Origin of the sequence: Actinocorallia libanotica (assembly GCF_039525175.1) — a bacterium.
GTDB classification, from domain to species: Bacteria; Actinomycetota; Actinomycetes; order Streptosporangiales; family Streptosporangiaceae; genus Actinocorallia; species Actinocorallia libanotica.
This window is the reverse complement of sequence record NZ_BAAAHH010000041.1, coordinates 1-16,620: the sequence shown is the minus strand read 5'-3', so window position 1 is coordinate 16,620 and position 16,620 is coordinate 1. Positions and strand designations below refer to the sequence as shown.

Annotated in this window: 14 protein-coding genes and 1 pseudogene; 11 read left to right on the top strand and 4 right to left on the bottom strand. The window is 71.9% G+C overall.

The window, feature by feature from the left end:
• Positions 1-8: 8 nt before the first annotated feature.
• Complete coding sequence (locus ABD140_RS33605; protein WP_344245832.1) at positions 9-767, top strand: glycosyltransferase family 2 protein; 759 nt, start codon at positions 9-11, stop codon at positions 765-767.
• Complete coding sequence (gene mptB, locus ABD140_RS33600; protein ID WP_344245830.1) at positions 757-2,259, top strand: polyprenol phosphomannose-dependent alpha 1,6 mannosyltransferase MptB; 1,503 nt, start codon at positions 757-759, stop codon at positions 2,257-2,259. The genes ABD140_RS33605 and mptB overlap by 11 nt, the downstream gene beginning before the upstream one ends.
• On the opposite strand, the gene ABD140_RS33595 is transcribed toward mptB, so the two are convergent.
• Positions 2,177-4,330 carry a hypothetical protein gene (locus ABD140_RS33595; protein WP_344245828.1) on the bottom strand — a complete coding sequence of 718 codons (2,154 nt, stop codon included), beginning with the start codon at positions 4,328-4,330 and terminating at the stop codon, positions 2,177-2,179. The genes mptB and ABD140_RS33595 overlap by 83 nt on opposite strands.
• Before the next feature lie 71 nt (positions 4,331-4,401).
• On the opposite strand from ABD140_RS33595, the gene ABD140_RS33590 reads away from it, so the two are divergent.
• The 8 genes from ABD140_RS33590 (at position 4,402) to ABD140_RS33555 (ending at position 13,148) form a co-directional block, all read left to right on the top strand.
• Positions 4,402-5,682 (top strand): glycosyltransferase 87 family protein, encoded by a 1,281-nt coding sequence (locus ABD140_RS33590; RefSeq protein WP_344245826.1) that lies wholly within the window; start codon positions 4,402-4,404, stop codon positions 5,680-5,682.
• Positions 5,682-6,122 carry a DUF4446 family protein gene (locus tag ABD140_RS33585; protein ID WP_344245903.1) on the top strand — a complete coding sequence of 147 codons (441 nt, stop codon included), beginning with the start codon at positions 5,682-5,684 and terminating at the stop codon, positions 6,120-6,122. The genes ABD140_RS33590 and ABD140_RS33585 overlap by 1 nt, the downstream gene beginning before the upstream one ends.
• A gap of 32 nt (positions 6,123-6,154) precedes the next feature.
• Positions 6,155-7,069: a prephenate dehydratase gene (gene pheA, locus ABD140_RS33580; RefSeq protein WP_344245824.1), complete on the top strand. Its 915-nt coding sequence runs from the start codon at positions 6,155-6,157 to the stop codon at positions 7,067-7,069.
• Between the two features lie 39 nt (positions 7,070-7,108).
• Positions 7,109-7,864 (top strand): enoyl-CoA hydratase/isomerase family protein, encoded by a 756-nt coding sequence (locus tag ABD140_RS33575; protein WP_344245822.1) that lies wholly within the window; start codon positions 7,109-7,111, stop codon positions 7,862-7,864.
• Between the two features lie 156 nt (positions 7,865-8,020).
• Positions 8,021-9,073: a hypothetical protein gene (locus tag ABD140_RS33570; protein ID WP_344245820.1), complete on the top strand. Its 1,053-nt coding sequence runs from the start codon at positions 8,021-8,023 to the stop codon at positions 9,071-9,073.
• A 260-nt stretch (positions 9,074-9,333) separates the two neighbouring features.
• Entirely contained in the window at positions 9,334-10,590 is a 1,257-nt protein-coding gene (gene serS, locus ABD140_RS33565; protein ID WP_344245818.1) for a serine--tRNA ligase, read from the top strand.
• A gap of 181 nt (positions 10,591-10,771) precedes the next feature.
• A complete protein-coding gene (locus ABD140_RS33560; RefSeq protein WP_344245816.1) occupies positions 10,772-11,338 on the top strand; it encodes a nucleoside deaminase in 567 nt (188 codons plus the stop codon).
• Between the two features lie 406 nt (positions 11,339-11,744).
• The gene (locus ABD140_RS33555; protein WP_344245814.1) at positions 11,745-13,148 is read left to right on the top strand and encodes an MFS transporter; all 1,404 of its coding nucleotides are present in this window, start codon (positions 11,745-11,747) and stop codon (positions 13,146-13,148) included.
• A 25-nt stretch (positions 13,149-13,173) separates the two neighbouring features.
• On the opposite strand, the gene ABD140_RS33550 is transcribed toward ABD140_RS33555, so the two are convergent.
• Positions 13,174-14,118 carry an alpha/beta hydrolase family protein gene (locus ABD140_RS33550; protein ID WP_344245812.1) on the bottom strand — a complete coding sequence of 315 codons (945 nt, stop codon included), beginning with the start codon at positions 14,116-14,118 and terminating at the stop codon, positions 13,174-13,176.
• Positions 14,119-14,250: 132 nt separating this feature from the next.
• On the opposite strand from ABD140_RS33550, the gene ABD140_RS33545 reads away from it, so the two are divergent.
• A complete protein-coding gene (locus tag ABD140_RS33545; RefSeq protein WP_344245810.1) occupies positions 14,251-14,847 on the top strand; it encodes a TetR/AcrR family transcriptional regulator in 597 nt (198 codons plus the stop codon).
• A gap of 518 nt (positions 14,848-15,365) precedes the next feature.
• On the opposite strand, the gene ABD140_RS33540 is transcribed toward ABD140_RS33545, so the two are convergent.
• Entirely contained in the window at positions 15,366-15,905 is a 540-nt protein-coding gene (locus ABD140_RS33540; RefSeq protein ID WP_344245808.1) for a flavoprotein, read from the bottom strand.
• Positions 15,902-16,620: pseudogene (locus ABD140_RS33535) on the bottom strand (hypothetical protein); the annotation flags it as partial. The pseudogene ABD140_RS33535 and the gene ABD140_RS33540, both read right to left, overlap by 4 nt.

Below are 16,620 nucleotides of genomic sequence, written 5' to 3'. Positions count from 1 at the left end.
TCGCAGGCATGCCCGACAACACCCCGGCCGACACCATCGGCACCGCGGTGGTCATCCCCGCCAAGGATGAGGCCCAGCGGATCCCCGCGACCGTCCAGGCCGCGCTCAAGCTGCCCGGAGCCGACCTGGTGCTGGTGGTGGACGACGGATCGTCCGACGCCACCGCCGAGCTCGCCGAGCGGGCGGGGGCCAGGGTCGTGCGGCACGCCCGCAACCGGGGCAAGGCCGCGGCCATGGAGACCGGCGCCGAGGCGGTGCGCCTGCTGGACGCCCACGACGGGGTGCCCGCCCGCCACCTGCTCTTCCTCGACGCCGATCTCGGGGAGACGGCCCAGGAGGCCGCCCCGCTGATCGAGCCCGTCCGGGCCGGCGAGGCCGACATGACGATCGCCGTCTTCGTCTCGCGGGTGAAGCTCGGCGGCCATGGGATCGTCGTCCGCCTGGCGCGCGACGGCATCCTGCGCGCCACCGGCTGGAGCGCCACCCAGCCGCTGAACGGGCAGCGCTGCCTGACCCGCGCCGCGTTCGAGGCGGCGCGGCCGCTCGCCGCCGGGTTCGGCGTGGAGACGGCGCTCACCATCGACCTGCTGCGCCAGGGGTTCCGGCTGAAGGAGGTCGAGGTGCCGCTGTCGCACCGCGCCACCGGCACCGACCTGCGGGCCCAGCTGCACCGCGCCAGGCAGTTCCGGGACGTGGCCAGGGCGCTGGCCACCCGCGACCCGGCGGTACGCGACCGGCTCGGCCGGTTCCGCGCCCGTGGCCTCTGACCAGGCCTCTCCCGCTCTCGACGGGTCGTCCGCGGACCCGCGTCCCGGCGGAGGCGCCACTTCCACCCCGTCCCGGGGGATACCGGGCCTGGCCTGCCTGGGGCTGAGCCTCGCCGCCTTCCTCACCCTCTCCCTGCTCGGCCCGTCCCTGGTGCAGCCCGCGCTGGACGGCTCCGGCCCGCCGTGGTCGTTTCACGTGAATCCACCGCCCGAGCCGGTGCTGGCGCTGCTGGTGGCGGGCGTCCTGCTGGCCGGGCTCGGCCTGGCCCTGTGCTTCCGCGCGGCGGCGCGCGGCTGGTCCCCCCGCCCCGGACTCCTGCTCGGCGCCGGCGTCGGGCTGGCCGTCCTGTTCTCGGTGACCCCCCCGGTCGGCTCCAGCGACCACCTGAACTACGCGGCGTACGGCCACATGGCGGTCTCGGGGCTCGACCCGTACACCACGACGGCGACCGACCTCGGGGACGACCCGTACGGCCGCGCCGTCCAGGAGTGGCGGGACACGCCGTCCATCTACGGGCCGCTGGTGACGGGCGTCCAGGCGCTGGCGGCGCTGGCCGGAGGCGACTCGCCGCGGCTGACCGTGCTGGGGCTCTCCCTGGTCAACGGCCTGGCCTTCGTGCTGGCCGGCCTGATCCTGCACCTGCGCACCCGCGACCCCCGGGCCCGGGTGCGGGCCGCGCTGCTGTGGACGCTGAACCCCCTGCTGCTCTACCACCTCGTCGCCGGCGCGCACAACGACGTGCTGGGGATCACCGCGGCGGTCGCCGCGCTCGCCCTCTTCACCGCCGGGTCGGGCGGCGTGTGGCGGGCGTTCGGCACGGGAGCCGCGGTCGGCATGGCCGTCGCCACCAAGTTCCCCGCCGGCGTCGTCGGCGGCGGCCCGGCCTGGCGGCTGCTCACCCGGCGCCGGTTCGCCGAGCTGGCCGCGCTGCTGGCCGGCGCGGGCCTGGTCGTGGCCGTCGGCTACCGGCTGGCCGGGCCGCACGCGCTGGACCGGGTGCGGGAGGCCGCCGATTCCATCTCGCTGGCCAATCCCTGGCGCCTGCTGGCCGGCCGGGGCGGCGGCGTCCTGGGCCTGGACCTGCCGCGCTCGTTCGTCGCGGCGGGTTCGCTGGTCCTGCTGGTGCTGCTGCTGTGGCTGCTGGTCCGGGCGCTGCCCGAGACCGATCCCGTGCTGACGGTCTCGGCGGGGCTGGTGCTGGCCTGGCTGTTCGCCGCCTCCTACGCGCTGCCCTGGTACGACGGGCTCGGCTGGGCGCTGCTGGCCTTCCTGCCGTGGTCGCGGTTCGACTGGTGCATGCTGGCGCGGACCGTCGCGCTGAGCCTGGCCTACCTGCCCGCCCGGGACCCCCGGCTCGCCGGACTCCCCGACGGGCTGCACTGGCTGGTGACGGGCGTGCGCGCCACCGTCATGCCGTTCGTGCTGGCGTCGGTGCTGGCTCTTCTGGTGTGGTGCTGCCTGCGTCGGCCGCGTCCAGCTCCAGCGCTCTGACGCACGCCGCCAGCACCAGCGGGATCGCCAGCGTGAAGACCAGCGCGGGGATCACCACGCCGGAGTCGTTCATCAGCATGCCGATCAGCGCGACCGTCAGCACCGCCAGCAGCGCGGGCCGCAGCGTCGGGGTGCGCCGGTAGGCCGAGGCCAGGATCGGGGTCCGCCACGCCGAGGGGCGCGCCAGCACCAGGAACAGGAAGAGCAGCCCGCCGATCACCGCCAGGGTGTACTCCAGGTGGCCCAGGCTGCCCAGCATCGCGCCGAACTTGCGGGTGACGACGCTCCAGCCCTCGCCCGCCGCCAGCTGCCGCCAGAACTGGCCCAGGTGGGTCGGCTCGGCGCGGCGCGAGTCGGCGTACGACATGCCGAGCACGACCACGGCGCCCAGCAGGCCCAGCAGGCCCAGGCGCACCACCGAGATCCGCCTGCCGCTGAGCAGGAGGGCGAGCGTGCCCGTCCCCACCAGGATCGCGACGACCCCGCCGAAGTCGCTGCCCCAGCCGGGCAGGCCGTCGACGACCACCGCGACCAGGCCGATGGCCACCACGACCGCCAGCGCGGCCTTGCGCCGTCCTGCCCGCAGCAGCGGCTCCGCCAGCCAGGCGGCCGTCAGGATCGAGGCGGTGGCGAAGAGCGCGAAGGCCATGTTCCCGAAACCGTAGAACCGGCCCGCCACCAGCGCGGTGTAGCCCATGAACGTGTTGATCTGCAGGCTGGAGCCGCTGATCACGTCCAGCCCGAGGACGAGCGCGGTCAGCCCGGCGATCACCAGGCCGGGCCCGGTGATCGAGCGCCGCCAGGGGCCCGCCAGCGCCAGCGCCGTGATCAGCGCGGCCAGGCCCGCCACGCAGACGACGAGCATCGTGCCCGGGGAGGAGGCACGCCACCAGGGCAGCATCCCCGCCAGGTAGGCGGCGGCCGGGGTCGCCGCGCCCGCCAGCGCGCCGATCCTGGTCCAGCCGAGGATGCGCCTGCGGTCGCGGTCGCGGGCGCCGCTGCGGCGCAGCGCGAGCGCGGCGTAGCCGTAGAGCAGCAGCTGCACGCTGAACAGCACGATGAAGAACCCGCTGCTCAGCTTGCGGACGGCCTGCGCCGCGAGGTCCTGGTCGTGCAGCGCCTCGACCTTGGCCGCGGCCGGGTCGGCGGAGGGGGCCGACCGCCAGGCCGAGCCGACCGCGCCGGACGGGCGCTCGATCCCCAGCTCGGCCAGGACGGTCGCGGTGAGGTCGGTCAGGGTGACCAGGCCGTCCCTGCGGGTGGCGGCGCTGGTGAGGTAGCCGCGCTCGAAGCCGCCCGCGCCCAGGGCGACGTGCAGGTGCGGGGTCGGGGTGGTGTCGGCGAGCCCGGCGATCAGCACGGTCGTGCCGGCGGGCAGGGCGCCGACGACCCGGGCGATCCGGGCGTCGTCGGCGGTCACGGCGCGGGCGCGGTCCTCGGCGCTGACCTGGGCCTGGGCGCCGGAGGAGTCGACACCGGCCTTGACGTAGGCGCGGGAGACGTCGTCGACGTCGACGACGGTCAGCGCGCAGGCCGCCCAGTCGGTGACGGCGTTCTCGTCGGCGGCGTAGCGGTCCACCCGGCCCTGTCCGTCCGCCGCGGCGAAGGCGCCGCCGGGGCCGACCGCCTGGGTGCAGCCGCCCGCCCGGCGCACGGCGTCGCCGAGCAGGCCCGCCTTCGCCCCGTAGGCGGTCCCCGCGTTGTCGGTGACGATCTCGCCCCAGCCGGGGACGGTCGCGCCGCCCTCGGCGGTGGCGGGGGGCGGGGGGAGCGCGCAGCTTCCGTTGGCCAGCCGCGCCCGCTGGCCCGCCGAGACCGTCAGCCAGCCGTCGACGGGGCAGGTGCGGGTGGTGGTGGTCCGGACCGACAGCGCGGCGGCCGCGCCGTCGCCGGTGAGCCGCCACAGGGCGGGGGTGCCCTCCGCGGAGAGGTCGCTCCACTGCAGGCCGGGCACGCCGACGACCACGACGCGGGAGGCCGGCTCGGCCTGTGCGGGCTGGGCGCAGAGGGTCATGACCGCCGCGACCAGCGCGGTGATCAATGCCCGGGCGGCGGGCCACCTGCGGGCCACGAGACCTCCAACGGCTGCTCTACAAGACGGTCGCCCCCAGGTTAGTGGTCGGATTAGGCCAGGATGGTCCCATGGTCGGACCTGGAAGACGTGTGCTCGCCGCAGTGGCGGGGCTGGCGGCCGCCGCCCTCGTGCTGGTCCCCATGGCGGTGAACTGGCTCACCAATCCGGCCGACCAGAGGCTGGTGGACCTCGACGTCTACCGTACGGCGGCCATCGCGCTCGTGCACGGGGAGCCGATCTACGGCTTCGTGACCGAGCCGCCGCAGCTGCTGCCCTTCACCTACCCCCCGTTCGCGGCGCTGCTGGCCGTCCCGCTGGCCTGGATGTCGTGGCCGGTCGCGCAGGTCGTCATGGTCCTGCTGATCTACGGGGCGCTGGCTCTGGCGGTCCGGTACGGCTTCCGTCCCCTGCTGCGGCGGACCGGCGCCTGGTCGCCGCTGGCGCTGGGCGTGCTGGTGGCGCTGATGCTGTGCCCGATGCCGATGCGCGACCAGATCCGGTTCGGGCAGGTCGACCTGTTCCTCGTGGCGCTGTGCGTCGTGGACTGCGCCGCGCCCCGCGCCCGCTGGCCGCGCGGGCTCCTGGTGGGCCTGGCCCTGGCGGTCAAGCTGACGCCGGGCGTCTTCCTCGTCTACCTCCTGATCACCCGGCGCCGGGAGGCCGCGGTCAACGCGCTGTTCACCGCGGCGGCCGCCACGCTCTTCACCGCCTCCCTGCTGCCGTGGGAGTCCCGGGACTTCTGGCTGGGCGCGCTGCTGGAGGGGGACCGGGTCGGCTCCAACTACGTCACCGCCAACCAGGCGGTGCGCGCCGTCCTGCTGCGCATGTACTGGCCGGACCCGGTCACCACGGCGGTGTGGGCGGCGGCCGTGGCGGTGCTGGCGTGGACGGGTTTCCGGTACGCCAGGAGGCTGTCCCTGCTGGGCGCCTCCGGCCGGTTGTCGCCCGCGGACTCCTGGTCGGCCGAGCAGGCGGGGATCGCCGTGACGGGCCTGCTCGCGGTGATCGTCTCCCCGGTCTCGTGGATCCACCACCTGGCCTGGCTCGTGCCGGTCGTGGGGGCCCTGGCGGGGGACGGCAGGAACCTGAGAAGGTGTTCGGCCGCGGCCGGAGTGTGGCTTTTCTATGTGCTCACCATTCCCTGGTGGGGAACAAGCCATATCCAGTCGGCCAAGCCGCTCTGGGAACAGGCCCTCGGTAGGATCATGCAGAGCTCTTACGGGCTGGGCGCGGTCGCTCTGTTGTTCGTCTTGGGAAGCTGGTTGGTGAGCGAAATGTGGCGGGAAACACCGGCAGAACACGAAGATGAGGCGCGTACCGACGCATCGATGGGTATGTTCACCTCGTGATGCTCATCACCGTGGCCGTCATCGGGGCCCTCGCCGGACTCGCGGGGCTCGCCATGGCGCTGGTCGCGCACAGGCGGATGGGACAGGTCGTCGAGGAGTGCGCCGGCATCCTGCGCAAGCAGATGCAGGTCGCCACCGGCGTCGACAAGCAGGCGTACCGCGATCTGGCGATCGTCCAGTACGACGCGCTGGAGGAGATGTCGGGGCGGCTGTCGTTCTCCCTGGCCCTGCTCAACTCCGTGGGCGACGGCATCATCCTGACCTCGATCAACGGCCGTACCGAGACCCGCACCTACGCCAAGGTCGTCCAGGACGGCCAGGGCGTCACGCTGCTCTCGCCCGAGGAGGAGCGCGCGCTGCGCGCCGCCCGCCTGGGCAAGGGCCCGATCGTGGACCTGGACGATCCGCTTCCGGACTTCGGGCACCCCGTTCACAGCTGAGCAGCCGCTTCCCTCGGTTACCCTTCTGTTTCATGCCGGACCGTTACGCCTACCTGGGTCCCGAGGGGACGTTCACCGAAGCCGCGCTGCTGACGCTTCCCGGAGCGGAGCGGGCCGAGAGGCTGCCCTTCGCCACGGTCCCGGCCGCGCTCGACGCCCTGCGCGGCGGTGCTGTCGACCGGGCGGTCGTCGCCCTGGAGAACTCCGTCGAGGGCTCGGTGCCCACCACCCTGGACGAGCTGTCCACCGGGGAGCAGCTGCAGATCATCGGCGAGATCCACCTTCCGGTGGAGTTCGCGCTCCTGGTGCGGCCCGGCACGTCCCTGAGGGACATCAAGACCGTCGCCTCCCACCCGCACGCGCAGCCGCAGTGCCGCCGCTGGCTGGCCGCCAACGTGCCGGACGCCGAGTGGCGGGCCTCGACGTCCAACGCCGAGGCGGCCCAGCACGTCGCGGACGGGCTGTACGACGCGGCGCTGGCCGGCTCCTTCGCCGCGGCACGGTTCGGGTTGTCGGTGCTGGCCTCCTCCGTCCACGACGTCGAGGGCGCCGTCACGCGGTTCGTGGAGCTCGCGCGCCCGTGCTCGCCGCCGGCCCCCACCGGCCGGGACAAGACGACGGCCGTCGCCTACATCCGCGACGACCACGCCGGAGCCCTGCTGGAGATCCTCCAGGAGTTCTTCGTGCGGGGGATCAACCTGACCCTCATCCAGTCCCGGCCGACCGGCGCGGGCCTGGGCTCGTACCTGTTCTGGATGGACTTCGAGGGCCACGTCGCCGACGCCCGGGTGGGGGAGGCGCTGATGGGGCTGCGGCGGGTCTGCGCCGACGTGCGCTTCGTCGGCAGCTACCCGGCCGCCGCCGGGACGCGCCCGCAGGTGCGGCGGGGCACCGACGACGCCGACTTCGCCGCCGCGGCCGACTGGCTGGCGCGAATCCGGGGCTGACCGCCACCGGGCAGGTTACTCACAGGTACGCTCTCGCTCATGGGCCTGGAATGCGCGGTTCGCGATGGTGTCGCGACGGTGACGATCGACAATCCCGCCAAGCGGAACGCCATGACCGCCCGGATGTGGCGGGAGCTGCCGGAGCTGCTGGAGCCCCTGGCCAAGGACCCCGCCGTGCGCGTCCTGGTGCTGACCGGCGCCGGAGCCGACTTCTGCGCGGGCGCCGACATCTCCGAGCTCACCGACATCAACCGCAGCGGTGACGCCAATCTGTCGTCCCGGGCGGAGAAGGCGCTGGCCGCCTTCCCCCGGCCGACGGTCGCCGCGATCCGCGGGTTCTGCGTCGGCGGCGGCTGCCAGCTCGCCGCCGCCTGCGACGTGCGGTTCGCCGAGCACGGGGCGCGGTTCGCGATCACCCCGGCGAAGATCGGCATCGTCTACCCGCCGACCGCGATCGAGCGGCTCGTGGGCCTGGTCGGCCCGGCTTCCGCCAAGTACCTGCTCTACTCCGCCGACCTCGTCACGGCCGAGCACGCCCTGCGCATCGGCTTCCTCGAGGAGACCGCCGAGGACGTCGGCGCCCGGGTGGCGGAGTTCGTGCGGACCCTGCTGTCGCGCTCGCAGTTCAGCCTGGAGGCGGCCAAGGACATCGTCGGCGGCATCGCCGACGGCTCCCTGACCGAGGAGCGGGTGGACGGCTGGATGCGCGGCTCGGTGGAGGGCGAGGACGCCGCCGAGGGGATCGCGGCGTTCCTGGCGCGGCGACCCGCCCGATTCACCTGGACGCGTCAGTAATCCTGAGAAATTTCCGGCTTGGGGCCAACTCTTCGGTTGTGTCCTGAGTCTTATTTGACGTGCCGAAACGCACGCTTCGGCTCCTCGGGACGACACATGAGCGCGGGAAAAGGTTGCACGGGATTCTAGGAAATTTTGAGAATCCTGGTATAAACGATGATCACGCGCCATCTGCTGATGTGTCCGGCCAACGGGCACTCGTACCTCTACCTCCCGGAGGACCCCTTGCGGAGAATCACCGGCGTAGCCACCGGCCTGGTCATGGTCGCCGGCACCCTCGCCTACGCCTCCCCCGCCCACGCCGCGGTGGCGACCAAGATCACCATCCGCACCGACCACGCCCCCGCCTACATCGGCGACGAGGTCACCGTCAGCGGCAAGCTGACCCGCTCCAGCGGGAGCGCCCTGAGCGGGCGTGACGTCCTGATCAACGTGGCGGGCAAGCGGAAGATCGTCAGGACCAACTCCGACGGCCTGTACATCGCGGAGTTCCGCGTGCCCAAGAGCGGCACGTTCACCGCCGAGTACCTCGGCTCGGACTCCTACGACGAGTCCGCCGCGGCCACCGCCTACTACGCGCTGCAGTACCGCACGTTCATCGACAAGTTCTCCGCCTCGCCGCGTCCGGTCGAGCAGAACAAGCCGGTGACCATCACGGGACGCACCAACCGCATCGCCGTCGCGGGCGACGAGAGGCTCACGGGGGCGGGCCTGGATCTGCTGTTCACCGGTGACGGCAGCACCTGGTCCTATGTCTCCTCGACGACCAGCGACAAGAAGGGCCAGTTCCGCTTCACGCCGACCGCCGGCCAGAGCGGCACCTGGAAGGTCGTCCTCAAGCCCAACCTGGTCGCCGACGGCTGGCTGCAGACCGAGCGCTCGGCCAAGGTCGACGCCCGCTACCGCACCAGCGTCTCGGCCTCCTCCGCCAAGAGCGTGCGCTACAAGGGCAAGCTCCGCGTCCACGGCGAGCTCGAGCGCAAGGTGGACGGCTCCTGGGCGAACTTCGGCGGCGTCAAGGTCGCCGTCTACCAGCGCGTCAGCGGCTCCAAGAAGTGGAAGCTGCAGGGCTGGGCCTGGGTGGACCGCAAGGGCAGGTTCAGCAAGCGCTTCACCGCCAAGCGCGACGGCCGCTGGAAGGTCGTCTACCACGGCAGCGCCACCCACCTGGGCGACAGCAGCAGGACCTGGTTCGTGAACGTTCGCTGACCGGACACTTCACAACAAAACGGCCCAAGCGGTCGTCATAGTGAGAGAACGAGGAAGGCCGTCTCCGGCGCGGGAGGCGGCCTTTCCTTATCTCCGCGGCTCGTTCGGCGCGTGTGCTCAGCCGCGGGCGGCATGGGGCTCCTGCGGATCGTTCAGTGCGCGTCGGCGCGCGTTCGGTCGCGGGCGGCGTGCCGTCGGGCACGCGGCTCCTGTGGATATCGGGCGGCGGCGCGGCCGCCGGGAACGATAACCTCGGTTCTGTGATTGACCTGCGAGCGCTTCGAGAAGATCCCGACCGGCTGCGCGCCTCCCAGCGCGCCCGGGGCGAGGACGTGGCCGTCGTCGACGTCCTGCTCGACCTGGACGAGCGGCGCCGAGCCGCGCTGACCAGGTTCGAGCAGCTGCGCGCGGAGCAGAAGAGCTCCGGCAAGCTGGTCTCCCGCGCCCAGGGCGAGGAGAAGCAGGCGCTGCTGGCCAAGGCCAAGGAGATGGCCCAGCAGGTCAAGGAGGCCGAGGCCGAGGCCGACACCCTCGCCACCGAGCTCGACGCCGCCCTGCGCACCGTCCCCAACCTGGTGGAGGAGGGCGCCCCCGCCGGCGGCGAGGACGACTACGTGGTCCTGGAGGAGGCGGGCACGATCCCGGTCTTCGACTTCGAGCCCCGCGACCACCTGGAGCTCGGCGAGAAGCTCGGCGCCATCGACATGGAGCGCGGCGCCAAGGTCTCCGGCTCGCGCTTCTACTACCTCACCGGCGTGGGCATGCAGCTGCAGCTGGCCCTGCTCAACCTGGCGATGGAGCAGGCGGTCGCGGCGGGTTTCACCCCCATGTACGTCCCGGTGCTGGTCAAGCCCGAGACGATGGAGGGCACCGGCTTCCTCGGCAACCACTCCGCCGAGGTCTACCACCTCCCCGCCGACGACCTCTACCTCGTGGGCACCTCCGAGGTGGCGCTCGCCGGCTACCACATGAACGAGATCGTCACCGACCTCCCCAGGCGCTACGCGGGCTGGTCGAGCTGCTTCCGCCGCGAGGCGGGCTCCTACGGCAAGGACACCCGCGGGATCATCCGCGTCCACCAGTTCGACAAGGTCGAGATGTTCAGCTACGTCGACCCCGCCGACGCCCACGCCGAGCACCTCCGCCTCCTGGCCTGGGAACGCGAGATGCTCGACAAGATGGAGCTCCCCTACCGCGTCATCGACGTCGCCGCCGGAGACCTGGGCACCAGCGCCGCCCGCAAGTACGACTGCGAGGCCTGGGTCCCCACCCAGAACGCCTACCGCGAGCTGACCAGCACCTCCAACTGCACCACCTTCCAGGCCCGCCGCCTGTCCATCCGCCACCGCGACGCCGACGGCAAGCCCCAGCCCGTGGCCACCCTCAACGGCACCCTCGCCACCACCCGCTGGATCGTCGCCATCTTGGAGAACCACCAGCAGGCCGACGGCTCCGTCCGCGTCCCCCGGGCCCTCCAGAAGTACCTGGGCCGGGAGGTCATCGAACCCGTCCGCTGACCCGCCACGAAACGGCGGCGCCTTTCGGAGGCGACCCGCTCCACGTCGTGCACCGGCCCCGGCCGTCGTCCAGGTGACGGCCGGGGCCGCCGTGTTCCCTGTGACCTTCACCGCTCCTGGGAGCCTTCACCGGCATACGGGGAACGACATCCACCAGGGGAGAGAACGCGAGGGAGGCGCCATGGGACACGGAGAACACCTGGCCGAAGCGGTGAGCCTCGCCGTCGAGTCCGTGGAGAAGGGCTGGGGCGGCCCGTTCGGCGCGGTGATCGTCCACGACGACCGGATCATCGCCCGCGGCCAGAACCGCGTCCTGCTCACCGGCGACCCCACCGCCCACGCCGAGCTGGAGGCGATCCGCAAAGCCGTCCAGGTCCTCAATCCCCGCGCCCCCTCCATCCCCGAAGAGCACCTCGACGAGTCGACGCTGGCCCTCACCCCGCGTCCCGAGGGCTCCCCCGACCCCCTCCCCGAACGGGCCCGCATGCTCAAGGGCTGCGCCATCTACACCAGCGGCGTCCCCTGCCCCATGTGCATGAGCGCCATCTACTGGGCGCGCATCGGCGCCGTCCACTACAGCTGCGGCCCGGAGGCCGCCGAAGAGATCGGCTTCGGCGACGCCTTCCAGTACGAGGACTTCAAGAAACCCCCGGCCGAACGCGGCATCCTCCTCGAACAACACCACCCCGAGCTGGGCGCCGCGGCCTACCGCGCCTGGGAGCGAAAACCCGACCGCCACCCGTACTGACCCCGAACACCCCGCCGCCCACACGACCGGCCGGAAACCGCAGTGCCGCGACCGGCCGGAAACCGCAGTGCGCGGTGGGGCCCGGCGGGGTATGGTGCCCACCATGTCGAGCCCAGAAGCATCCAGGGTGGGGGCTTTCGGTCACCCGTCAGCCCCCTGAACCACCAGAACACTCCCGCCCGCCGTACGACGGCGACTCGCCGATGACGGCGGTCCGTTGGTAACGGTGGCCCGTCAATGACGGCGGTCTGCCGATAACGGCGGCTCGCCGATGACGGCGGCCTGTCGATGACGGCGGTCCGTCGGTAACGGCGGCTCGCCGATGGCGGCTGTGCGCGGGAGCGGTCGGGCCGCTGACCGCGGTGACGAGACGTCTTCTTCGACCTCTTCACTTCGGAGCCACTCGATGCCTCTGACTCTTCACCTGCTCGCCGTGGCGGTCTTCGCCATGGGAACCTCGGAGTTCATGCTCGCCGGGCTGCTCCCGGACATCGCCGTCGACCTCGGCGTTCCGATCGCGACGGCGGGGCTGCTCACCTCCGCCTTCGCCGTCGGCATGGTCGTCGGCGCCCCGCTCATGGCGGGGCTCGCACGCCGGTGGCCACGGCGGTCCAGCCTGCTGGGCTTCCTCGGCCTGTTCGTGGCGGCACACGCCCTCGGCGCCGTCACCGGCGATTTCACGGTCCTGCTCACCACCCGCGTCGTCGCGGCGGTCGCCAACGCCGGATTCCTGGCGGTCGCGCTCACCACGGCCGCGGACCTGGTCCCCGCCGACCGCAAGGGCCGTGCCCTGTCCGTCCTGCTGGCGGGGACCACGCTCGCCATCATCACCGGCGTCCCCGGAGGCGCACTCCTCGGAACCCTGCTCGACTGGCGCGCCACGTTCTGGGCGGTGGCCGCTCTGTGCCTGCTCTCCGCCCTCGGCGTGGCACGAGCCCTTCCCCCCACCACACTCGACGTGGCGGGGGCCGTCCCCGACACCGCTCCCGGCGTGGTGGGGGCCGTTTCCGGCACCACGTCCGAGGCGGCGCGAGCCGTCTCCGACGCCGCTCCCGGCGTGGTGGGGGCCGTCTCTGATACAGCTCCCGGCGTGGAGGGGGTCGTTTCCGATACCACGTCCGAGGTGGCGGGGGCCGTTTCCGACGCTGCTCCCGGGTTGGTGGGGGCCGTCCCCGATGTCGTGCGACGGACGGTCGGGGCACCGGTTCCGGATCTGCGTCGGGAACTCGGCCTGCTGCGGCGCCCCCGCCTGGCCCTGATCCTGCTCCTGGGCGCGCTGGTCAACGCCGCGACGTTCGGCACCTTCACCTTCCTCGCGCCGATCGTCACCGACGTCGCCGACCTGGGGCCGTTGTGGATCCCGGTCGTGCTGGTGCTGTTCGGCCTGGGCGCCTTCACCGGCACGACCATCGCCGGCCGCCTCGCCGACCACCGCCCCGGCACCGTCATCGCGGTCGGCGGCCCGCTGCTCCTCGGCGGCTGGGCAGCCTTCGCCCTCACCGCGTCCCAGCCGCCCGCCCTGCTGCTCCTCGCCTTCACCCAGGGCGCCCTGTCCTTCGCCCTCGGCGGCACGCTGATCGCCCGTGCCCTGTACGAGGCCGCGGACGCCCCGACCATGGCGGGCTCCTACGCCACCGCGGCCCTCAACGTCGGCGCCGCCGTCGGCCCCGTGCTCGCCGCCGCCGCCCTGACCACCGGCGCGGCCGGACCGGGCCCCGTCTGGGTCAGCGGGATCCTGGTCGCGGCGGCCCTCCTCCTCGCCCTGCTCCGCCGTAGGGACTTCGAGCGCGTCGAGGGAGGCGCACGATGACGAAGGGACCGCCGAGGAGGTTCGCTCACCTGGTCTGCACCTGTCCCAGCGGGTGAGGGTCCTCCTTCAGCTCGGAGCACGCCGTCGGCCAGGCGGGGTCCTCGGGGTGGAGGGCGCTGCGGAGGAAGGCCGAGGTGAGGCGCTGCACCAGGGCGACCCGTTCGGGGCTCTCGTCGGTCGTTTCCGCGACGCCGTACCCCGGGACGCCGCCGAGCGCGTGCTCCGCCCCGAACAGCGTCAGCAGGTCCTTGTCGCCGGGGCTCAGGAAATAGGCGTCGGTGAACCAGTCCGGTCCCCGGACGGACAGCGCCGACCGGTCCTGGTCCCCGGCGACGATGAGAGCCGGCGCGGCCATGCCGTCGAAGGACGGGCTCATGAAGGGGAAGTGCTCGGCGGCGAACGGGGACAGGTCGTCTCCGCCCCGGCCCGGCAGGGCGAGCAGGACACCCGCCTTGACCCGCGGGTCGGACATGTCCTCTCCCGGCACGCCGGCGGAGTCGAGGACGCGCGCGCCCAGCAGCGTGCTCGCCGTCTGCGCTCCCCAGGAGTGCCCGGCCACGGCGACGCGGTCGCGGTCGAGGCGGCCGCCGAGGCCCGGCACGGCGGCCTCCAGCAGGTCGAGCCGGTCGAGGACGCGCTTCAGGTCCTCGACCCGGTGGCGCCAGATCAGCGGGGTGCGGGGGTCGTCGGCGGGGAGGCCGAGCGTCCGCGAGTCGAGATGGGTGGGCTGCGCCACCACGAAGCCCTGGGCGGCCCAGAAGTCCGCCAGCGGGGCGTAGCCGTCCATCGACCAGCCATAGCCGTGCGAGAAGACGACGAGGGGCAGGTCGTGCCCGGTCACGGGCGCGGACACGCGGACCTGGAGGTCCTCGCCGCGGCCCGGGGCGGGCAGGACGACCGGCCGCACGGAGACCACCGGCGCGGGTACGCGCGTGTTCGCCTCGGTGCTCGCCATGGTTGATGTAGGCATGGAAACGCCTTCCGTCGTGCGTGTTTGGTCGTGGGGCGCCCGCCTGCCATCATGGACAAACGGGACGTCGTCCCGTTTCGACGATATGGGACATTGTCCCGTTTAGCAATCCCGGCAGTGGAGGAACACGCGATGAACGAAGACGGCCAGGCCGCGGAGCGCGCGGCCCGCCCCCGGCGGGCGGACGCCCGGCGCAACAAGGAGGCACTGCTCGACGCCGCCGCCGCGGTCTTCGTCGCGTCGGGCGTGGAAGCCCCGATACGCGACATCGCGGCCAAGGCCAACGTCGGGACCGCCACGATCTACCGCCACTTCCCGACCCGGGCGGACCTCATCATCGCCGTCTACCGGCACCAGGTCGAAGCCTGCGCCGAAGCCGGCCCCGCCCTGCTGGAGACCGCCGAGACCCCGCACGCCGCCCTGGCCCGCTGGATCGACCTCTTCGTCGACTTCCTGGTCACCAAACACGGCCTGGCCGCCGTGCTGCAGTCCGACAACGCCGGCTTCGAGACCCTGCACGCCTACTTCCTCGACCGCCTGGTGCCCGTCTGCGCCCGCCTCCTCGACGCCGCGGCCGCATCCGGCGAGATCCGCACCGACATCGCCGCCTACGAACTCATGCGCGGCGTCGGAAACCTCTGCATCGGCGCCGAAAACGACACCCGCTACGACGCCCGCCGCCTGGTCGACCTCCTCATCTCCGGCCTACGCCACCAGAACACCCGATAAGAGCGGGACGTACGGCGGGCACGCGAGACGAGCCGACGGGAAGGGCCCGAGACGCGCCAGATGGAGAGCGGTCTCCTCGTCAACGAGCATCGCTGAGCAGCGGTCCTTGTCCGTCTCAAGCCCCATCGCCAGGAACCTCTGCTCGCGGTTCACGAGTGGGTGGAAGCGGTGGCGAGGGCGGCTTTGTATTCGTTGAGCCATTCGGCGTTCTGCCGGCTCGGGGTCGTGTCGATCGTCGGTGACGGGGCGCGGGTGATGGTGCGCAGTCGGCGCACCTATGCCCTGTTGACTTGGGACTTTGTGACAGAGGGGGCATAGGTGGGCCTGCCGCGTACCCACGGCGGCACAGTCGACCACGGGTGTAGTCGCCTGCGGGAGACGGTGGGTGGTGAAGGGTCTGCTGTGAGGGGGCCACTGTGTTGCACGCTTGATCAGCAGGCTCTTGGGGACCGCCGCGATAGCGGCGGTCCCCCTTGATCCTGTAGGGGAAAGCCTCACGCACGTGGGTCCTGTCGCAATCACCCGGCAACAGTGTCGAGGGCGAGGTGCCAAGGGAACGTGGCCAACCGGTCGCCGCCGGTGCCTGGTGGGTGGGATTCGACCTGGCCTGGACCGTAGAGCACTTGGACGCCTGTGCTGCGTAGATAGGCGATGCTCTGGGCGAAGACGGGATTCGCGGCCAAGGCTGTGTTGACAAAGGGCAGAACCGCGGTCGGGACTCCGAGAGGGACGAGTTCGGCCAAGGTGCTGAGGGCGTAGTTGTCGGCGGTGCCGTGTGCCCATTTGTTGATCGTGTTGTAGGTGGCGGGCGCGACGATGACGGCGTCCGCTTTGGGGAGTCGTCTGTTCTCGCCGGGTTCGCGGTAGTTGCTACGCACAGGTTGGCCGGTGAGCGTTCGCAGCTCGGTGGTGTCGATGAAGCCGGTCGCTGAGGGGGTGGCGATCACGCAGACGGTCCAGTCGCGTTCTTGGGCGTGGCGGACCATGTCGGCGACGTGAGAGGCGGGGCCGGCGGCGCAGACGATGAGGTAAAGCACGGGACGGTGCGTGTCGTTCACATGGAAAGTCCAGCGTGTGCGGCGACCTGGCGCAAACTCCTCGACTGGCCTGTCTCCTCGGTAGACAGCAAAGAGGTGATGAGTTCTCGGGACAGAGGACGGCGGCGGACCTCCTGTGGTGAAGTCCGGTCCGCGAGTACAAGGGCTTCGACGGCCTGTGTGGGTTGGCCGCATTGGCGATGTGCCTCAGCGAGATCGAGCAGGTAGTTGGCTTTGCGTTCTCTGGGCAGCCGGTTGAGCTCTTCGTCACTGATCTGCTGGGCATAGATGATCGCAGTTGAGCCGTTCCCAAGCCGAACAAGTGCCGAAAGACGATGGACCTTGACGTTCGGCAGACCGAATGCGGTCTGCGGGTGGTCGTAGTCGCTTCCGAGCTTGAGCGCGAGTTCCGTTGCCCGCTCGTGCATGGTGAGGGAGGTGTCCGCGTCTCCGTCTCGGGCTGCTGCGATCTCAGCGGCGAGCAGCATCATGCCGATGAGGGAGAGTAGTTCGTCGGGCGCATCGGCCAGGTCGGGCTCAAGCCGCTGGACGACTTTGAGCACGAGCTGTACGGCCTCTTTTCGTTGGCCTGAGGACATCAGGGCGCGGGCCGCGCATCGGGTGGCACGGACGAGAGAGACGGGATCTCCGGTCTGTAGGTGAAGCGCCCCGAAGGTTCCGGACAGTGGTCCCACTACAATGGGATTGTCCGGAAGGTGTTTAATTTTGGCTCGAT